Source organism: Erwinia piriflorinigrans CFBP 5888, assembly GCF_001050515.1.
Lineage (GTDB): Bacteria > Pseudomonadota > Gammaproteobacteria > Enterobacterales > Enterobacteriaceae > Erwinia > Erwinia piriflorinigrans.
In genome coordinates this window covers 76,616-93,694 of sequence record NZ_CAHS01000021.1, presented here as the reverse complement: position 1 = coordinate 93,694, position 17,079 = coordinate 76,616, and the positions used below count along the sequence as shown (strand labels likewise).

Sequence of the window (17,079 nt, the reverse complement as noted above, 5' to 3'; positions counted from 1 at the left end):
AGTGACAAAATAAAATTTTTCACAAAACAAACGTAGTCAACTACGTTAAACATAAGTGTATTCTGCCAGAATCTGGCGGGCGGGCATTTTATTGCCCGTAGGATAAAACCAAAAAAGGAATATGTATTCATGAAAACAGTAAATAGCATTATCGCTCTGGCCCTGATGGCCGCAACCTCTACAATGGTGCAGGCCGAAAGCATTGATGTAAAAGTAATTGGTACAATTGCGCCGGTGGCATGCACGCCTACCATATCCGGTGGCGGGATAATTGATTACGGCAATATTCCAACTAATACCCTGTCGGCTACAGATTATACTCTGCTGGCGGAGAAACAGTTGGATTTCGCTATTACCTGTGAAGCACCGGTTAAGCTGGCGCTGAAAGCAACCAACGGTCGCCCGGGTACCCTGGCAGGAGTTACTGAAAGTGCCTCTGGCTTTGGTAATGCACCGCTTAAAGGCTTCTTCGGTTCTACTGGTTCGGTAGGCGTTGCGGGTCTGGGCCTGTCAAGCGAGAAAAAAATTGGTGGATATGGCCTTCGTATAGACGCTGCAAGCTCCACTGCTGATGGTAAGAAGGTGGACACCATTCAGCGTATTAGCGGCGGTAGATGGGCAAATACACAGTTAGGCTCCGTCATGGCTATTAGCGATCGTGAGTTGACCTGGGCTGAAGTGGGTACCATTACTCCGGTATCTTTCACCAACATGACCGGTAAGTTGGGCGTACAGGCCTATATCAACAAGACCTCTGAACTGGACCTGACCCAGCCGATTGACCTGGATGGCTTGTCTACTCTGGAACTGGTTTACCTGTAACACTGTTCATTTCCTTTTATTCCTCGAGCGGGATTAATTCCCGCTTATTGATTTCCCCGGAGAAAAACCATGTTTTTCAGCTCTTTATTGAGGACGGCCGCGCTCGGCCTGCTATTCACTAACGTGGCTGCTAGCGCCACTGGTATTGTGCCGGAAACCTCAGTTATTATTGTTGAGCAGAGCGACGGAGAAGGCGCGATTAACCTGAAAAATACCGACAGTTTCCCGGTATTGCTTCTGAGCACTCTGCAGAACACCAAAGATGATCAGGACAGCCTGCTGACCATTACTCCACCTGCCGCCCGTGTTGAGCCGGGTAAAGTGCAGAGTGTGCGCTTTCTCATCACTGATGACACTCCCCTGAAAACCGAGCGCCTTAAACGTGTAGTGTTTGAAGGCGTGCCGCCGCAGAAAAAGAATCAGAATGAAGTACGCATGACTATCCGTCAGAATTTGCCGGTGATTATACGCCCGGCCGGTCTGGCGCGTGAGCAGGCCCCGTGGAAGCTGCTGAGCTGGACCAAAGCCGGAAACGATCTGACGGTGACCAACCCCTCGCCCTACGTTGTACGTCTCTCCCAGAAAGTGAGTACCTTGCCAGGGAAGGGTGAATGGATGCTCCCTGAAGCCTATCTGCTGCCAGGGCAAACTGTGACGCTGACTAAAGGCAAGTCTGACACCGGCATCGCGATCAGTCAGGTCACGCTCTACCCTGCCACCACCTGGGGCTTCAGCGTTGCCAGCTACACGGCAACGGTGGCGGGCTGAGGGTATCGTGAATGAGCCGGCTACCTCACGCGAAACGCAGGGTACCTACATGCAACATATCTCTGCTGCTCTCCTGTATTTTGTTTGCGCTAAATGCCAGCGCCCAATCGGATGGTGGCCTCGTCCAGTTTGACTTGGCCATGCTGCAATCTCGCGGTGTAGATGAGAAGGTGTCATCGGCGTTCAGTGAGACTCCGCGCTTTATAGCGGGGCCGACGACCGTAGTGCTTTCGGTCAATGGCGCTGACCGTGGCCGTATTCGCGCGAACTTCGGTGAGGCAGGTCAGCTCTGTGTAGATGATGACTTTATTCGTCAGGCCGGGTTAGTACGTCCCGAAAAATCGCAGAACACTGGTATCTGTACCGCGCCGGATGCGCTTTGGCCGCAGGCGGAAGTCACCGCAGATCCGGGGCTGAACTCTCTGATCTTAGTGGTACCGGAACAGTTTCTGGTGGCGAGTGACGATCCCGCCAACCGAAACTGGTCCCACGGTGGTCAGGCAGCGCTCATTAACTACGATACGCAGTATATGACCTCATCTGGCCGGGGGATGAAAACCGAGTATATCCAGCTTAACAGCGAGGCTGGCTACAATGTCGCCGATTGGATTATTCGCAGCCGCCAGCAGGTCTCCCGCCTTAACGGTGATGATCGTATAGACAGACAGGGGGTTTGGGCCCAGCGAACCTGGGCGGCGGCGCGCAAAGTGATGCAGGCCGGGCAGATTAACATGAGCAACGCCGGTCAGGTGCTTGGCGTACAGTTCTTTCCGGAAAATGCCCTGATGCAGCAGGATAAAGGCCCGGCGTTGGTGGAAGGTATTGCCGAAACCCAGTCGGTGGTTGAGGTGCGACAGGCGCAGGTACTGCTCTACAGCACCACCGTGCCCGCAGGGCCGTTCAGCCTGCGTGGCTTCCGCTTATTGAATACCCGTACAGATTTGCAGGTAAAAGTCACCGGCAGCGGGGAGATCGTGCGTGAGTTTACGGTGCCAGCTTCTGCCTTCCTGCGCGGCAATCTTTCTACCCCCGGTTTGTCGTTTGGCGTTGGTCGTCCCGATCAGTCTGGAATTGCCAGTAAGCCTCTGCTGGCAACTGTTTCGGGAGGTATTGCGCTGGGGAAAACTACAATGCTGAACACCTCATTGCTGGCGTCGTCACCTTATATGATGGCGAGTTTCGACCTTGATACCCAGGTGTTCCGACCTTGGATGCTGACAGTACAAAGCACATTTAGCCGAGAAGATCGCCATAGTAAACAGGGGATGCAGGCCGGGGTTGAACTCACTTGGTCGCCCACCGAGCGGCTGTCGCTGGGAGCCAACGCGCGCCTGCAGAGCACAGGTTACCGCGAGCTTTATGATGCGCTGCAAAAGGAACCGCGCGAGATCCGTGGCATGAGCCATATTCAGAGTGGCCTAAGTCTAGGATGGGATGCGCGCAGCATGGGCAGCTTATCGTTTTCGGTAGGGCGCAGCAGCAACTACGGCGGTGGTTCAGCCGACTATGTGCGTGGCGCCTGGTCTAAATCCTTCGGCAATGTAATGGTGTCGGCCAGCTTGGCACGCAGCACCCGGCAGGATGGAACGGGTTCAGATAATGTGTTCTACCTGACCACCAGTATACCGCTAGACAGAGGGCGCTTAAGCAGTTACATCAACGAAGGCAACGGACAGACGCGTTCCGGCCTGCGCTGGAGCGAACGCTTCGGCCAGGATCGCGGCTACAGTCTGGCGGCGGAGCGGGAAATGCGTAGCGGGCAGCGCAGAGGCACAGCAACCGCCGATATGGTAACCCCGGTTAGCCAGCTCTCCGGCAGTTTGAGCGGAGGTGATAAAAGCTCCACAACCTTAACAGCCCGTGCCAGTGGCGCGATAGTGGCTCATGCCAACGGAGTGACTACCTCGCCTTATCAGATCGGGGATACTTTTGGCATTGTTCGGGTGGGGGATGAACGCAGTGTAAAAATTGATACGCCAGCTGGTCCCACGTGGACCGACGGCCGCGGCTACGCGGTGATTCCAGGGTTAAACGGCTTTCGTAAGTCGGTGGTGCAGGTGGATACCCGCAGCTTGAAAAAGAATGTGGATATTGCCAACGCTTGGCAGCAAACCGAAGCCGCACGCGGTGCTGTCACTGAAGTTGAGTTTGCAGTGGTCCGCACCCGCCGGATTTTGGCGACCATCAGAAATGCTACTGGCGACACTATCCCGCATGGGGCAAGTGTATTTAACGCGAGTGGTACCTTTATCACCATGTCGGGTGAAAACGGCACTGTCTTTGTGCCGGATGCCGCTGTTCACGATAAATATGATGTACAGGTCTCAGGTAAAACGCTTTGCAGCTTCAGCCTGAAGCTGCCAGAGAAAGCCGTGCAGGATGTTCTTTATGAAACCGCAGACAGCGTCTGTAGCTAAGAGAAAAGCCAAATGTTCAAGAAAACTATACTGGTTTGTATGTGGGCGAGTGCGGGGGCCGTGGCGGCTGAAGCAGGTTTAAGCACTGGGAACGGCAGCATTGAGGAGGACCGCAGTATGTGTGTTATCCGTACAGTGCGGGAGGTGATCGACTATGGCGTACTGTCGCGCTGGCAGCTACAGGAAACCAGCCGGGCCGGTGAACTAACGCCGGGAGCGCGCACCCTGCCAGTGACGGTTGCCTGCCCTTATGCGCAAAGCTTTCGTTTAAGAATCGACGGTACCAGCAGCGTTGCAGGGCAGGTGCGTTATGGTCGCAGCGGCTGGCTGAAGCTGCAGGCCAGCAATTTGAGGGTCGATGGTATGTTCTCTGGCATGACAGTCGCATCACCGGATAAAGGAAGTCGCTCGGTAAGCGTCGGGAATGCGGCGCTGGAAGATGGCAGTGTTATTATTCCGAATAACGGTGGGCAGGCAGTGACCGGGCGGACGGTTACATTTGATTTGGTGATTGAGCCACGTTTGGCCGAAAAGGACAACCGGGTCACGGTACCACTGGAAAGTGAGGCTGGTCTGCGTATTACGCTGGAGTGAAGTATCGTTCAAACGGCCTGACCATAGCTAAAAGGGCTATTCACTGTCTCAACTTAAGAAGCAGTCAATACTGCGTGACTTTAGCATAGACAATCACTACATGCTAAAGACGACGATATCAACTGAGCCTGTACATAAATTTGTGTAATTTCCTGATTTTTATATGTTCAATCCAACAACAAAAGCAGGTTGATTTATGGACGAAAAACAGTTGAAAGCTCTGGCTAACGAGCTGGCCAAAAATCTCAAAACCCCTGAAGATCTCAGCCAGTTCGATCGTCTGCTGAAGAAAATCAGCGTCGATGCAGCTCTCAACGCCGAAATGTCCCACCATCTGGGCTACGATAAGAACCAGCCTAAACCAGGCGCCAACTCCCTCAACGGCTATTCCACAAAGACCGTTACCACTGGCGATGGCCCTCTGGAGCTACGCACTCCGCGCGATAGTGATGGCTCTTTCGAACCACAACTGGTGAAGAAAAACCAGACCCGCATCAGCGTGATGGATAACCAAATCCTGTCACTGTACGCCAGAGGGATGACCACCCGCGAGATAGCGGCGGCGTTTAAAGAACTGTATGACGCGGATGTCTCACCGGCGCTGGTATCGAAGGTCACCGACGCCGTTATGGAACAGGTTACCAAATGGCAAAGTCGCCCACTGGATTCAGTCTATCCAATTGTTAATAATGACTTTATTGCGCTGAAAGTCCGGCAGGACAGTCGCGTCATCAATAAATCCGTGTTCTTGGCGCTGGGCATCAACATCGAAGGCCAGAAAGAGCTGCTGGGTATCTGGCTGGCCGAAAACGAGGGTGCGAAGTTCTGGCTCAATGTGCTGACGGAGCTGAAATACCGTGGCCTGAACGATATCTTCATTGCCTGCGATGACGGCCTGAAAGGCTTCCCGGACGCCATTAATGCAGCGTATCCGCAGGCCCGAATCCAGCTGTGTATCGTGCATATGGTGCGCAACAGTCTGCGGTTCGTCTCCTGGAAGGACTACAAAGCCGTCGCCCGCGACCTGAAAGCCATCTACCAAGCCCCCACAGAAGAGGCTGGGCTGCAGGCGCTGGGAGCGTTCGCCAGTGCCTGGGACAGCCGCTATCCGCCGATAAGCCGAAGCTGGCAGGTAAACTGGGCCAACCTGGCGACGTTCTTCGCTTACCCGGCAGACATCTGTAAGGTCATCTACACGACCAACGCCATTGAGTCTTTAAACAGCGTGATCCGGCATGCCATCAAAAAGCGTAAGTTGTTCCCGACTGACGACTCGGTGAAAAAGGTGGTGGGGCTGACAATCCAGGCGGCATCACAAAAATGGACGATGCCACTGAGGGACTGGCGTATGGCAATAAGTCGCTTTATTATCGAGTTCGGTAACCGCCTGGACGGTCACTTCTGAGAAAAGGCATTTAAACAGAATCGTGTACAGGGTCTATCAACCCTTCCCAGCTTTCTGCCATCAGAAAACCCGGTTAGCAGCCCAAGCCGCTATCATCGAAAAAATATCGCGCAGGACTAATTCAGTGGAGGGTATAAACTTATGCAATGCAATTACTGCAGTAAAGTTGCAAACTTTTTTCTGCTGCTTGCTGGTCTAAACTTAATCAGGGCGTCAGATTGCTATCAACACTGGCCGTTTCAGACTCATATTGTCATGAGCGATTAATTTGGGGTTCTATGCCGGAACCGCCGAAAGTTCCATGACACACAATTTTGGCGTTTGGCGGCCTGTACGTAAGACCCCATCAACCGTACAGCAAAGAAATAGCCATTTGGAATGAAAAATCACCGATTGCAACGTCTCACATAGATGGTTCGTGCAGATTCTCATTTACGGAACCATAAAAGTACACGCCAGCAAATGTCAAACATGCTTCAGAAATCGACTAATTCGTTGAGCCGGTAATTTCGGCGGTTCCGGCGTACAACCCCATTTTTAAGAGAAAATTAATGACTGACCCTAACGAAGATACTAGTCAAGGAGTTTACCTGATTGGTGATGAGATTGAGTTCTATTCTGACAGCCATCTCCTGCGTTCCCGTAACGGACAGAAGGAACATACGTTGTTTTCAACAGCATCCCGCTGTCTAGAGATGCTGTTACTTAACCACGGCACCACGATTCCTAAATACGACCTGATGACGTTTGCATGGAGAGAACATGGCCTGAACGTATCAGCAAATACCTTTTATCAGAATATCTCTTCACTGCGTAAAGCAATAGCTGAGTTCCTTCCTGATGAAGATATTATAGTTACCGTTAAACGCGCCGGCCTGCTGATACCTCTGACTATTGAAATTATAAAAATTGAGGAGCAGACAGAAACGTCCGGCAATGTGGCTGATAACTGTAATCACGATTCAGCAGAAAATAACGACTATCTGACATCTGGTCAACAGGATAGCAGCATTGCGGAAGTGGCTGTATTGCCAAATGCAGTGGCAAATGCGACTTTGACTCGAAAGAAATATCGTTGGTCTCAGCTATGGCTGGGAGTGATGTTACTGGCGCTAATCGGTTTAGCATATCGTGTAATAAATCATAATCGTGAAAAAAATTCACAGGAGATTCCATTTCAAAATTATGTTCTTTATAAGAGACTTGACAGTCATTGCAAAATTTATGTCAATCCTGATGCTGGGAGGATTGATACCACTAATAAATATTTAAACATCAAAGCGTCGGAATGCAAAGGCTATGAAAGCATTTACGTTACCTTGTTTGAAGGTTCGGTAAAAAGTTCCGCGTTATACTGCTCAATTAAGGAAAAAAAATATATTTCATGTATCTCAGAATATTTTGCCAGGAATCAAAAATGATGCGCTTGCGGTTTGAAATTATTAATATAATATTATTGCTACTCTTTGTTGTTGTGGTGAGTTATTTTATTTTCTACTGGACAGGGGGTTTTAATAATTACAATAAAAAAAACTATGAGTGTCAGGCTGTTTTCAAGCTTGAGACACCGGAATTCAGTATGCCCGCTGTGGCCAGTATCAGCGTGTTGAATAATAAAGGTTCAATGATGTTTGGTGGGCCTGTTTATGAGCATAATAGCCTGGCAGGCGCCGTTAGCCGGCGGTTTGAATTTAATGTCGAAGAAGAGTACGGCAGCATGCTGTTTCATATACATAAGACGATTAAGTTAGAAAAGGATAGCGTTAACGATAGTGTCGCAGAGGAAATATTACCTGGTTTCTTAACTGTTCCCAGCGCCACTATATATTTTAAAATATTTCGAGTTAATGAAGGCATTTTCTTTATGCGCGATAACAGACCGCTGTTTTACTGTAAGTATATCTGAACGCCCCAAGAACTCTGTGCTGCTAGAGGCCTGCTATTTCGCGACACCGCTGTGCTCGCGATTTCTGTTCTCTGGTGGCTTTATGCCCTGCCTGCCAGAATTTAGCTGTCTTGTTTTGGTAATGGAATTTTAGAAGGGTTTTTATGCATCGATTTTAAATGTGTATACCAATTAAATTATTGGTGATAAATATTCCTCGCGGCAGGAAGAACCTTAGCTGTAAAGTTAGCATTCGAAATCAACCCCAATGAAACCCTGTGTATAATTAATTAGTCTGGTTTGTATAATTTTTTCGCGGAAAAATCTGTATTAAACAAATCTTTACATGTCGATAGTTGAACTATTATCACTCGCAAAAAGTTATTAAGCGATTGCATTCTCGATTTATTTATGGTTCTTACCCCGCCAAAATTACCTCTGTTTAGAAAAAATGATGAAATATTATATAGTGTTATCAGAATTAAAATGCATGCATATTATTTTAACCTAAAAATTAATGATCATTGTAGAATCCCTGATATATGAATTTTAAAAAACACCTCCCTGTTCTTAAATTCATCTTGAATGCGGCGCTGTTGCTTAATTGGTATAATACTTTCATGCTTATGCCCGTGATTTCTGGTAATGCTACCAACTTACTGATTTAGTGTATGATGGTGCTTTTGAGGTGCTTCAGTGGCTCCCATTTCTATCAGTTGTCCCCCCTTTCAGCTACTGAAGGCGTGGTGCGTAACGGTAAAAGTACTGCCGGACATCAGCGCTATCTCTGCTCTCACTGCCGTAAAACATGGCAGCTACAGTTCACTTACACCGCCTCTCAGCCCGGTACACACCAGAAAATCATTGATATGGCCATGAATGGCGTCGGATGCCGGGCAACCGCCCGCATTATGGGCGTTGGCCTCAACACGATTTTACGGCACTTAAAAAACTCAGGCCCTAGTCGGTAACCACGCGCATACAACCGGCTAGTGTAGTGGTCAACAAAAACTGGCCACAGATTTAGATTTTTTCCAGTATCGGTTTTCCGATTCGTTTGGTGGTAACCCACCGTTATATTCATGCGGTCTGAGCGCGCTGTAATATCCAACGATATAGTTCGTTATTGCATGAGTTGCATCGCTGAAGCTTACGTAACCCATCACTGGCACCCATTCGTTCTTCAGGCTCCGGAAGAAGCGTTCCATTGGACTGTTATCCCAGCAGTTTCCACGCCGACTCATACTCTGTTTGATCCGGTATCGTCACAGTAACTGCCGGAACTGCCTGCTCGTATAATGACTGCCCTGATCGCTGTGGAACATCACTCCTGCGGGCCTACCGCGAGTCTCCCATGCCACTTCCAGTGCTTTCATGGTGAGTCTGCTGTCCGGCGAGAACGACATTGCCCGGCCCACTGGCTTTCTTGCAAACAGGTCGAGAACAACAGCGAGGTATGCCCAGCGTTTGCCTGTCCAGATATAGGTCACATCACCGCACCACACCACACCTGGTTTGGCTCTGTTACTGCGAACTGTCGCTCAAGGTGATTCGGGATAGCAACGTGTTCATGACCGCCACGCTTATACCGGTGAGTCGGCTGCTGGCAACTGACCAGCCCCAGTTCTTTCATGAGCCGGCCAGCAAGCCAGCGCCCCATCTGATAGCCTCTCTGGGTTGCCATTGTGGCGATGCTTCTTGCTCCGGCCGAACCGTGGCTGATGCCATGTAGCTCAAGTACCTGACTTCGTAACACAGCCCGTCTGCCGTCTGATTTTTCAGGACGATTTTTCCAGTATTTATAGCTGCTGCGATGAACCCCAAACACATGGCAGAGAGTGGCCACAGGATAAAGCGCCCTGAGTTTCCCGATTATCGAGAACTGTTCAGGGAGTCTGACATCAAGAGCGCGGTTGTAGATTCAATCTGTCAACGCAACACCCCTTCCAATTATCTCTTTTGGTGTTTTGCCCTGCCGCTCATCACGCAGTTGCCTGACCCATTTTGTCATCGTGGAAAGACCGACATCCATAGTCTTAGCGGCATCAGAGACGGTGTAGTTTTGATCAACAACCAACTGAGCGGATTCGCTTTTGAATTCAGGACTAAAATTTCTTCTTTTCATTGGAGCACCTGTGTTGTTCTGAGGTGAGCATATCACCTCTGTTCGGGTGGCCAAATTCAGTAAACCACTACACTTTCGATTTAGAGCATATTGCTGGCGCAAAGAAACAGCAGCCAAAGCATTTCTGCCGTGAGCTGTTTTGCCTGCGGCGAGACGCTGACCAACTGTTCTTTCAGGCATTATATAAAGTTGCCTTCCAGCTTTAACTGACTGTTAACCACATCACACTCAATCTCTGCCAGACACTGGCAGTTCCAGAGATTTTTGTTGCTGAAAAGCGAACCGCCATTCATCAGGCAACGTTGTTGCCATTTACTAACGACTTTTAAGATCTGCTCTGCTTGCTCTTCACCGGTATAGCGGCTCATCCCTGTTATCTTCGATGCTTTTCAGCCCCATTATCAGACGGCGGAACTCACCGATGTCAGCGATCCGCAGTTAGTCTTCGAGTTATTCGACAAACTGCGCGCCAGCGGCATTTTCCTGTGGAGTGAGGTTGAGCATTTCTGCGAAGCATTCTTCACCAAAACAAATCCAGCGCGGCGATCGGCAATGATGATGCCGTTATGGACAGCAACGATGCGCAACAGGAGATGATGATGCAGTACCTGTCGAATCCGGAGCTTGCCAGAGGTTTTGCCCGCGTAGTGTTTGATATGTTGAAAGGGGCTTAGGCATGTGGGGCTGAAGCAACTCACATCAGTTGCTTCAGCCCATTCGTTGTGGGGGATTCATAGACATCGTTTCAATTTTCACCGCGCCGGAATGACCGTGCCGTCCGGCAGCATCATTACTCATTTTCACTCCGTGAATTCTGTTTTCCCCGTTACCTTGCCGAGTACCGCAATGTCCGAGGTATGGCATTCAAAAGAGGCAGGGCCGTTTTCAACGCGCAATCTCCCCCCCGGCAGGCGGTAAACGTGGCGGATGCTCTTAAAGCCATCGATCTCAATCAGCCAGCGCCCGTCATTAATCTCGCCGTTCTGCTCATCCACCAGATAGATCGATTGTTCGAACTTTACCAGCAGCGGTGCAGCCGTATCTGCCGGGATTAAACGGGGATCGTAATTGACCCAGTCTGGCGATGAATAATCCCCATTTGTGATTTCCATGTATTTCAAGGTCAATGCGGGAGTGCTGTCGGCAGCAGTGAATGCCTCTCCTTCGCCGGTGGTGAGCCACAGCAGCGATGCGCCGGTATCCAGATGGCAGGCGATAAGCCAGTCATGGGGGAAATTGTCGCGCATCCAGCGGTTAGCCATCGTGCTTTGCGATACGCCGAGATGGTCGCACAGCGCCTGTCGGGTGTTCATTCCGTAGGCTTTCAATATGCGGGTAATCGCTTCTTTTCCACCGTGTTGAGATGGAAAATTGAACTTTGTTGCCTTTTTTGGGTTTTCATCAGGGCTTGACATATTATTATTGTAATCCTAGTATCTCAATTGTGATGTCGCTGCGGGCGACGCTGGTCTCGAATAGTGAATTTAACAACACATCTGGGGAATCATGCATCATGAGACGACAACTTTCAATGCATCCAGGCATCAACCTTGTGGTGTCTGATCCTGACATTACTCTGGACGCATTCTGCCGTTGCGCCGGCTACAAAATAGCCTGTGCGCGTCAGACGATCCGCGAAGGCCGTCTGCCCATCGGGAAAAAGGCCGGAGTGAACGGCCTGGTTGAGGTGAACATGGTCGCGCTGCCCATTGAAGCATCCCCGGCCGGTGAAATCCCCATGCAGGAGTAAACATCTCATTTTGGATATTTTTCGATTTATCTGTGGCGATAGAGCTGTCCGGATCGGGAAAAGGGGGAACGATGGCGATTAAAGGCGTGGCGGCGACGGTGCAGTTAAGTCCCGGCGAACGGGTTGACGGGCTGAATTATATTGCCGAATTACGGGCGAAAGCGTTTGGTGAAACCAGTGATGCTGAACTGGCACGTTTTATTCACACCATGCGCGATCCGGCCGGAAAACATCATCAACAGAATGAGCGGGCGCTGGCGGCACTTTTTTATATGGCAAAAATTCCCACAGCACGGCACTCGCTCAATATCACTTCGCTGACCTCTGACGAAAAAAGGGCGCTGATCGTCGCGATGAATGCTTTTCGCGCAGTGGTGAGCTTATTTCCCAAACGGCTATCCATGCCGGATTAAACCTTCAACAGAAACACATGGCGTAAACCCGCCGGGCATTTTATTGCCTGAATTCAGGAACCTTAATGATGAAAAACCGTGAAATACCCTATACCGATCATACTGACGACGGCCTGATGCTGATGCTGGCCGAGGTGCGTCTGGACGAGCGCCGGGGCCGCGCCGAAGTGATGGCCGCCCGGTTGGAGAAAATAGCGCGACATATTATTCGTTACGCGCTTAACGGCGCAGAGTCTGCCGACCTGCTGCGTCAGGAGGTTGAGATCCTGCACAACCAGTCGCGGGAGGCTAACTGATGGCCGATGCAATGGATCGGGTACAGCAGCGCGTGGAGGAGGAATTGCAGCGCCATCTGCGCAAAGCGCTGACAAGACCGGCCACCGTCACGCGTGAACAGTGCGTCGTATGCTGCGCGCCGATACCCCCTGCGCGGCAGAATGCCATTCCAGGCGTGCAGTGCTGCGTGACCTGCCAGGAGATCGGCGAGCTGAAAAGTAAGCACTATCAGAGCAAAGCGCTGTGAGCCTGCTGCGGGTTGCCGCGAATACGGCGCGGTTCGCGCAAAATTCAGCGCCCGGTGCGCCATGTTAACCCCCGGTGGCCCCGTCTGGGCTTTTCCATGGAATGCGCCAAAAAAGGCGATCAACCCGTATCTCGACCCGCCGTCGTCGCCGTCGCCGTCGGCGCTCGACAGGCTGATTGCGCAGGGCAAGGAGCAGCAGAGGCTGCGGCGCGAGGCGCTGAACGATGCGGTCTGGCAGCGCTATTTTTACAATGAACCACGCGATCCTCTGCTGCGCGAAAGCGGGCAGGAGAGGCGCATCGTCCGCGTCAGCCTGGCGCATGAGCGGCAGCGCGCCAACCCCAATTGCGTGATTATCGCCAACGTGCAGGCGCAGCCCTCTTTTATCAGCAAGCCGCTGATGCAGCGCATTGAGTATTTCCAGCAGCTGGACAGACCCAAAGCCTGCTCACGCTATCTGCGCGAAACCATCACCCCCTGCCTGCAACGACTGGATCGCGTGCGCGACAGCCAGGCGTCGGCGTCTTTCCGCTTTATGGCCAGTCGTGATGGTCTGGACGGGCTGCTGGTACTGGCGGAAATGGATCAGCACCGGGTTAAGCGCCTGGCGACCCTTGTTAGCGCGCATATGAGCATCTGTCTGGAAGAGGCCAGCAACGCGCTGTTTACCGCCGATGAGGTGAAGCCGGAGGAGATCCGCCGGGTATGGGAGCGCGTGGCGGCTGAAGCGATGCGGCTAGACGTCATTCCGCCCGCCTTTGAAGCGCTGAGGCGTAAAAAGCACCGCCGCAAGCCGGTGCCTTATGAGCTTATTCCCGGTTCGCTGGCGCGCATGCTGTGCGCCGACTGGTGGTATCGCAAGCTGTGGCAGACGCGCTGCGAATGGCGCGAGGAGCAGCTGCGCGCCGTGTGCCTGGTCAGCAAAAAAGCATCGCCCTACGTCAGCTATGAAGCGGTGATACACAAGCGCGAACAGCGCCGGAAATCGCTGGAGTTTTTCCGCGCTCACGAGCTGGTGAGTGAAAACGGCGACACGCTGGATATGGAAGAGGTGGTGAACGCCAGCGCCAGCAACCCGGCGCACCGGCGCAATGAGATGATGGCCTGCGTGAAGGGGCTGGAGCTGATTGCCGAAATGCGCGTCGACTGCGCGGTATTTTATACCGTCACCTGCCCGTCGCGCTTTCACGCCACGCTGAGCAACGGCAGGCCAAACCCGACGTGGAGCAGCGCCACGGTGCGCGAGAGCAGCGATTACCTGGTCAATACTTTCGCCGCCTTCCGCAAGGCGATGCACAGGCGCGGGCTGCGCTGGTACGGGGTGCGCGTGGCCGAGCCGCATCACGACGGCACGGTACACTGGCATTTATTGTGCTTTATGCGCAAAAAGGAGCGCCGCAGCATCAGCGCTCTGCTGCGTAAATTTGCCATCAGGGAAGACCGGGTGGAGCTGGGGAACAACACCGGGCCGCGCTTCAAGGCAGAACTGATTAACCCGCGTAAGGGATCGCCAACCAGCTATATCGCCAAATACATCAGCAAGAACATTGACGGGCGCGGGCTGGCCGGGGAAATCAGCAAAGAAACCGGCAAATCCCTGCGCGATAACGCCGAAAACGTTAACGCCTGGGCATCGCTGCATCGCGTACAACAGTTTCGTTTCTTTGGTATTCCGGGGCGTCAGGCGTACCGCGAGCTGCGCCTGTTAGCCGGCCAGGCGGGCAGGACGCAGGGCGATAAGAAAGCGGGCGCGCCGGTGCTGGACAATGCGCGGCTGGACGCGGTACTGGCGGCGGCGGACGTCGGCTGCTTTGCCACCTACATCATGAAGCAGGGCGGCGTACTGGTTCCGCGCAAAAATCACCTGATCCGCACCGCCTACGCGCTGAACGACGAACCCGGCACCTACGGCGATTGCGGCATCCGCATTTACGGCATCTGGTCGCCGCTGGTGGCGGGGCGTATCTGCACCCACGCGGTGAAGTGGAAAAAGGTACGTAAGGCTGTTGACGTTCAGGAGGCGACAGCCGACCAGGGCGGTTCTGCCGCCCCTTGGACTCGTGGCAATAACTGTCCCCTTGTAGAAAATATAAACAACTTAGCAGCTTATATGCATGTATCGGACGGGCCAATGTCGGTGACGGATTTTTATCATATGAGTAAAAAAGAGCTGCGCGAGCTGCGGGCCAGGCTGAAGCAGGTCAAACCCAAAGCGCGACAGGGGGATCAGCAGGAAACGTGCGATACTTTGCTGCGCATCTGGCGTTACGATGAGTGAATAAGGCATGTAACATGTCACGGAGCGGGTGACATCGGAATGTCTGCTATGGGTAAGCAACCGTCTGTGTTTGAATTTTTGATGATTTTTTTATCTGGGATTGTTATGAAAAGTTTTGATTGTGTATCTCCAGGGGCCGTTGCATTAGTGAAATATGATAATGGCAGATCTTTAGCGTTCAGTTATGGCGTAGAGGATGTGGAAAGCGGGGCGTTTATCACGACGGACAGCATTTTTGACCTGGCCTCCGTGTCGAAACAATTCACTGCGTTCAGTGTGCTTCTTTTAGAAAAAGCAGGTGCTCTCAATCTTTATGATCCCATAGGGAAATATATTCCAGAAATAAATCATTATGCCGCAGATATTAATATCCTGAACCTTATTTATCATACTTCTGGCCTGCCATGTCTGTTTGATATCGCTGAATCTAAGGGGATATCATTTCATGATCGCTACAGTAAAGATGATATCTTAAAAGGACTCAGTGAACAGTCGGGTTTGATTTTCAACCCAGGGACAAAGTTTGAATACAGTAATACAGGCTACTTCCTGCTTTATCAGATAGTTGAAAGGGCGTCTGGTAAGCGATTTGCTGATTTTTTGCAAGAGAACATCTTTCTGCCGTTAGGGATGAGTCGCTCATTTTTAGCCGTAGAGGGGGGCGATAACAGCCGTCGCGTTACCGGATATATAAAGTCGGAACAAGGTCAGTATGAGGTTTCAGAAAGCCGGTGGGACGTTTTTGGTGCAAGCCTTGTTTATTCCTCTGTTAATGACCTTATGAAGTGGGGAAATAATTTTTCAACAGGACAGGTTGGAGGAAGAGCGTTAATCGATAAAATGTTATCTCCTCTGAGCGAAATTAGCGAACATGGCGAGTGTATTAGTGATTTTGAGCCTTATTGCTTTGGCTTGCAGGCGGAAGAAAGTAAGTCGGGAGTCATTTACAATCACCAAGGATCGACTTTTGGCGGTGAAAGTCATTTTTCGCGCTCGCAAAACCGGGGTTTTACTTTAGCCGTACTCAGTAATATTGAAGAGTATGACACGGTGGATTTAGCAGAGAAATTATGCGACGGTTCAGTTTTGTTTGATCACATTGATTAAATCTTTCTTGTTCGATTGACAGTCGATTGAAATAAACAGGTTGCCGGTTTCCTCAAAGCAGGCATAAATTCCGGCGGGCCATCCTCAGCTGTCAATCTGATAAGTGCCATAAAACCGTCAGGAGAGCGATCACAGGCCCTGTACTCGGCGCTTTCAATACCCCTTGACCCGCGCGTCGGACTCGTCCCAGAGACGGTTAAATTCGCCCTGATACGCCGTCGCCAGCATCGGTGCATTCTTAACAAGAAGCACGTTCTCTGCGTTGCGGTTCGCCGCACTGGCGGTGTAGTTAAATGACCCGGTTTGTACCGTGTCGCCGTCAACGACCATAAATTTATTATGCATGATGACGTATTTCCCATTGAGACGTACCGATATACCTTTATTAATCAGGAAGGTAACGGCGGTGTATCTGTCGCTATTGGCCTTTTTATCGGCCACGAGCCGGACAGCCACCCCGCGATTTTTTGCGGCAACGAGCGCCGCCGCAACCGGCTTACTGGTGAAGCTGTAAGCTGCGATATCTACGCTACGCCTGGCACCATCGATGGCGCATAAAACCATCTGTAATGCACTCTGGCCCGTTGAGGGGGAAAAGCCGGCGAAAACGACAGGCGCGGCTGTGGTCAGCGCTGGCACAGCTATGACGAGAGCCAGCACAAAGAACGCTGGTTTACGCATCATTTGTCAGATCCAGGTTTGTAGGTTTATCAAAGTTATCGAATCGAAAAACAGTCCGGCGTTTGATCATCGCGACAGGTTTCCTCGGCAGATAAATTTTAACAGGATACGGGGTTTAGAGATTCGGTTCACGGCGCTAAAGTATCGCGGTCTTTGATCCGGCCGAATTATTCCTCTCGTCCTGTTTGTGTATCGAGTGTATACGGTAACATTTCTTTTTTTATGAGTGGTAACAAAATTACGTAAAGTCAGTTCAGCATGCATCCATTTATCGTCGCGATTCAATCACGTTATTCCAAGACTTTTTTCTT

Annotated in this window: 15 protein-coding genes and 3 pseudogenes; 14 read left to right on the top strand and 4 right to left on the bottom strand. The window is 51.3% G+C overall.

Annotated features, from left to right (window positions below; translation table 11 throughout):
• Positions 1–129: 129 nt before the first annotated feature.
• The 8 genes and pseudogenes from EPIR_RS14865 to EPIR_RS18420 all read left to right on the top strand — a co-directional run.
• A complete protein-coding gene (locus EPIR_RS14865; protein WP_023656295.1) occupies positions 130–822 on the top strand; it encodes a DUF1120 domain-containing protein in 693 nt (230 codons plus the stop codon).
• A gap of 69 nt (positions 823–891) precedes the next feature.
• Positions 892–1,590: a fimbria/pilus chaperone family protein gene (locus tag EPIR_RS14860; RefSeq protein ID WP_023656294.1), complete on the top strand. Its 699-nt coding sequence runs from the start codon at positions 892–894 to the stop codon at positions 1,588–1,590.
• An 11-nt stretch (positions 1,591–1,601) separates the two neighbouring features.
• On the top strand, positions 1,602–4,007 hold the full coding sequence (locus EPIR_RS14855) for a fimbria/pilus outer membrane usher protein (protein WP_023656293.1): 2,406 nt from the start codon (positions 1,602–1,604) through the stop codon (positions 4,005–4,007).
• Positions 4,008–4,019: 12 nt separating this feature from the next.
• Positions 4,020–4,601 carry a DUF1120 domain-containing protein gene (locus tag EPIR_RS14850; RefSeq protein ID WP_048697812.1) on the top strand — a complete coding sequence of 194 codons (582 nt, stop codon included), beginning with the start codon at positions 4,020–4,022 and terminating at the stop codon, positions 4,599–4,601.
• A gap of 196 nt (positions 4,602–4,797) precedes the next feature.
• Positions 4,798–6,006 carry an IS256 family transposase gene (locus EPIR_RS14845; RefSeq protein ID WP_023656291.1) on the top strand — a complete coding sequence of 403 codons (1,209 nt, stop codon included), beginning with the start codon at positions 4,798–4,800 and terminating at the stop codon, positions 6,004–6,006.
• Between the two features lie 551 nt (positions 6,007–6,557).
• Positions 6,558–7,427, top strand: coding sequence for a winged helix-turn-helix domain-containing protein (locus EPIR_RS14840; RefSeq protein ID WP_023656290.1), 870 nt, complete (start codon positions 6,558–6,560; stop codon positions 7,425–7,427).
• A complete protein-coding gene (locus EPIR_RS14835) occupies positions 7,424–7,912 on the top strand; it encodes a hypothetical protein (protein ID WP_048697810.1) in 489 nt (162 codons plus the stop codon). The genes EPIR_RS14840 and EPIR_RS14835 overlap by 4 nt, the downstream gene beginning before the upstream one ends.
• Before the next feature lie 675 nt (positions 7,913–8,587).
• Positions 8,588–8,852, top strand: a pseudogene (locus EPIR_RS18420) (IS1-like element transposase); the annotation flags it as partial.
• Between the two features lie 40 nt (positions 8,853–8,892).
• On the opposite strand, the pseudogene EPIR_RS18415 reads toward EPIR_RS18420, so the two are convergent.
• The 3 genes and pseudogenes from EPIR_RS18415 to EPIR_RS14810 all read right to left on the bottom strand — a co-directional run bounded on the left by EPIR_RS18415 (position 8,893) and on the right by EPIR_RS14810 (position 11,431).
• Positions 8,893–10,016: pseudogene (locus EPIR_RS18415) on the bottom strand (IS3 family transposase).
• 179 nt (positions 10,017–10,195) lie between these two features.
• Entirely contained in the window at positions 10,196–10,384 is a 189-nt protein-coding gene (locus EPIR_RS14815; protein WP_023656282.1) for a hypothetical protein, read from the bottom strand.
• 432 nt (positions 10,385–10,816) lie between these two features.
• The gene (locus tag EPIR_RS14810; RefSeq protein WP_023656280.1) at positions 10,817–11,431 is read right to left on the bottom strand and encodes a phage repressor protein CI; all 615 of its coding nucleotides are present in this window, start codon (positions 11,429–11,431) and stop codon (positions 10,817–10,819) included.
• A gap of 98 nt (positions 11,432–11,529) precedes the next feature.
• Between EPIR_RS14810 and EPIR_RS14805 the strand changes: the two genes are divergently transcribed.
• The 6 genes and pseudogenes from EPIR_RS14805 (at position 11,530) to EPIR_RS14780 (ending at position 16,087) form a co-directional block, all read left to right on the top strand.
• A complete protein-coding gene (locus EPIR_RS14805) occupies positions 11,530–11,766 on the top strand; it encodes a hypothetical protein (RefSeq protein ID WP_023656279.1) in 237 nt (78 codons plus the stop codon).
• Positions 11,767–11,837: 71 nt separating this feature from the next.
• On the top strand, positions 11,838–12,179 hold the full coding sequence (locus EPIR_RS14800; RefSeq protein WP_023656278.1) for a DUF5347 family protein: 342 nt from the start codon (positions 11,838–11,840) through the stop codon (positions 12,177–12,179).
• Positions 12,180–12,244: 65 nt separating this feature from the next.
• The gene (locus EPIR_RS14795) at positions 12,245–12,475 is read left to right on the top strand and encodes a DUF2732 family protein (protein WP_023656277.1); all 231 of its coding nucleotides are present in this window, start codon (positions 12,245–12,247) and stop codon (positions 12,473–12,475) included.
• A complete protein-coding gene (locus EPIR_RS14790) occupies positions 12,475–12,702 on the top strand; it encodes a TraR/DksA family transcriptional regulator (RefSeq protein ID WP_023656276.1) in 228 nt (75 codons plus the stop codon). The genes EPIR_RS14795 and EPIR_RS14790 overlap by 1 nt, the downstream gene beginning before the upstream one ends.
• 61 nt (positions 12,703–12,763) lie before the next feature.
• Positions 12,764–14,881, top strand: a pseudogene (locus tag EPIR_RS14785) (replication endonuclease); the annotation flags it as partial.
• 147 nt (positions 14,882–15,028) lie between these two features.
• Positions 15,029–16,087: a serine hydrolase domain-containing protein gene (locus EPIR_RS14780; RefSeq protein WP_193387551.1), complete on the top strand. Its 1,059-nt coding sequence runs from the start codon at positions 15,029–15,031 to the stop codon at positions 16,085–16,087.
• Between the two features lie 153 nt (positions 16,088–16,240).
• On the opposite strand, the gene EPIR_RS14775 is transcribed toward EPIR_RS14780, so the two are convergent.
• Complete coding sequence (locus tag EPIR_RS14775; RefSeq protein ID WP_048697908.1) at positions 16,241–16,768, bottom strand: phospholipase D family nuclease; 528 nt, start codon at positions 16,766–16,768, stop codon at positions 16,241–16,243.
• Between the last annotated feature and the right edge of the window lie 311 nt (positions 16,769–17,079).

Bases quoted from the DNA above. Each gene is read 5' to 3' on its own strand.
- EPIR_RS14865 (WP_023656295.1), top strand. From the start codon at position 130: ATGAAAACAGTAAATAGCATTATCGCTCTGGCCCTGATGGCCGCAACC.
- EPIR_RS14860 (WP_023656294.1), top strand. From the start codon at position 892: ATGTTTTTCAGCTCTTTATTGAGGACGGCCGCGCTCGGCCTGCTATTC.
- EPIR_RS14855 (WP_023656293.1), top strand. From the start codon at position 1,602: ATGAGCCGGCTACCTCACGCGAAACGCAGGGTACCTACATGCAACATA.
- EPIR_RS14850 (WP_048697812.1), top strand. From the start codon at position 4,020: ATGTTCAAGAAAACTATACTGGTTTGTATGTGGGCGAGTGCGGGGGCC.
- EPIR_RS14845 (WP_023656291.1), top strand. From the start codon at position 4,798: ATGGACGAAAAACAGTTGAAAGCTCTGGCTAACGAGCTGGCCAAAAAT.
- EPIR_RS14840 (WP_023656290.1), top strand. From the start codon at position 6,558: ATGACTGACCCTAACGAAGATACTAGTCAAGGAGTTTACCTGATTGGT.
- EPIR_RS14835 (WP_048697810.1), top strand. From the start codon at position 7,424: ATGATGCGCTTGCGGTTTGAAATTATTAATATAATATTATTGCTACTC.
- EPIR_RS14815 (WP_023656282.1), bottom strand. From the start codon at position 10,384: ATGAGCCGCTATACCGGTGAAGAGCAAGCAGAGCAGATCTTAAAAGTC.
- EPIR_RS14810 (WP_023656280.1), bottom strand. From the start codon at position 11,431: ATGTCAAGCCCTGATGAAAACCCAAAAAAGGCAACAAAGTTCAATTTT.
- EPIR_RS14805 (WP_023656279.1), top strand. From the start codon at position 11,530: ATGAGACGACAACTTTCAATGCATCCAGGCATCAACCTTGTGGTGTCT.
- EPIR_RS14800 (WP_023656278.1), top strand. From the start codon at position 11,838: ATGGCGATTAAAGGCGTGGCGGCGACGGTGCAGTTAAGTCCCGGCGAA.
- EPIR_RS14795 (WP_023656277.1), top strand. From the start codon at position 12,245: ATGATGAAAAACCGTGAAATACCCTATACCGATCATACTGACGACGGC.
- EPIR_RS14790 (WP_023656276.1), top strand. From the start codon at position 12,475: ATGGCCGATGCAATGGATCGGGTACAGCAGCGCGTGGAGGAGGAATTG.
- EPIR_RS14780 (WP_193387551.1), top strand. From the start codon at position 15,029: ATGGGTAAGCAACCGTCTGTGTTTGAATTTTTGATGATTTTTTTATCT.
- EPIR_RS14775 (WP_048697908.1), bottom strand. From the start codon at position 16,768: ATGCGTAAACCAGCGTTCTTTGTGCTGGCTCTCGTCATAGCTGTGCCA.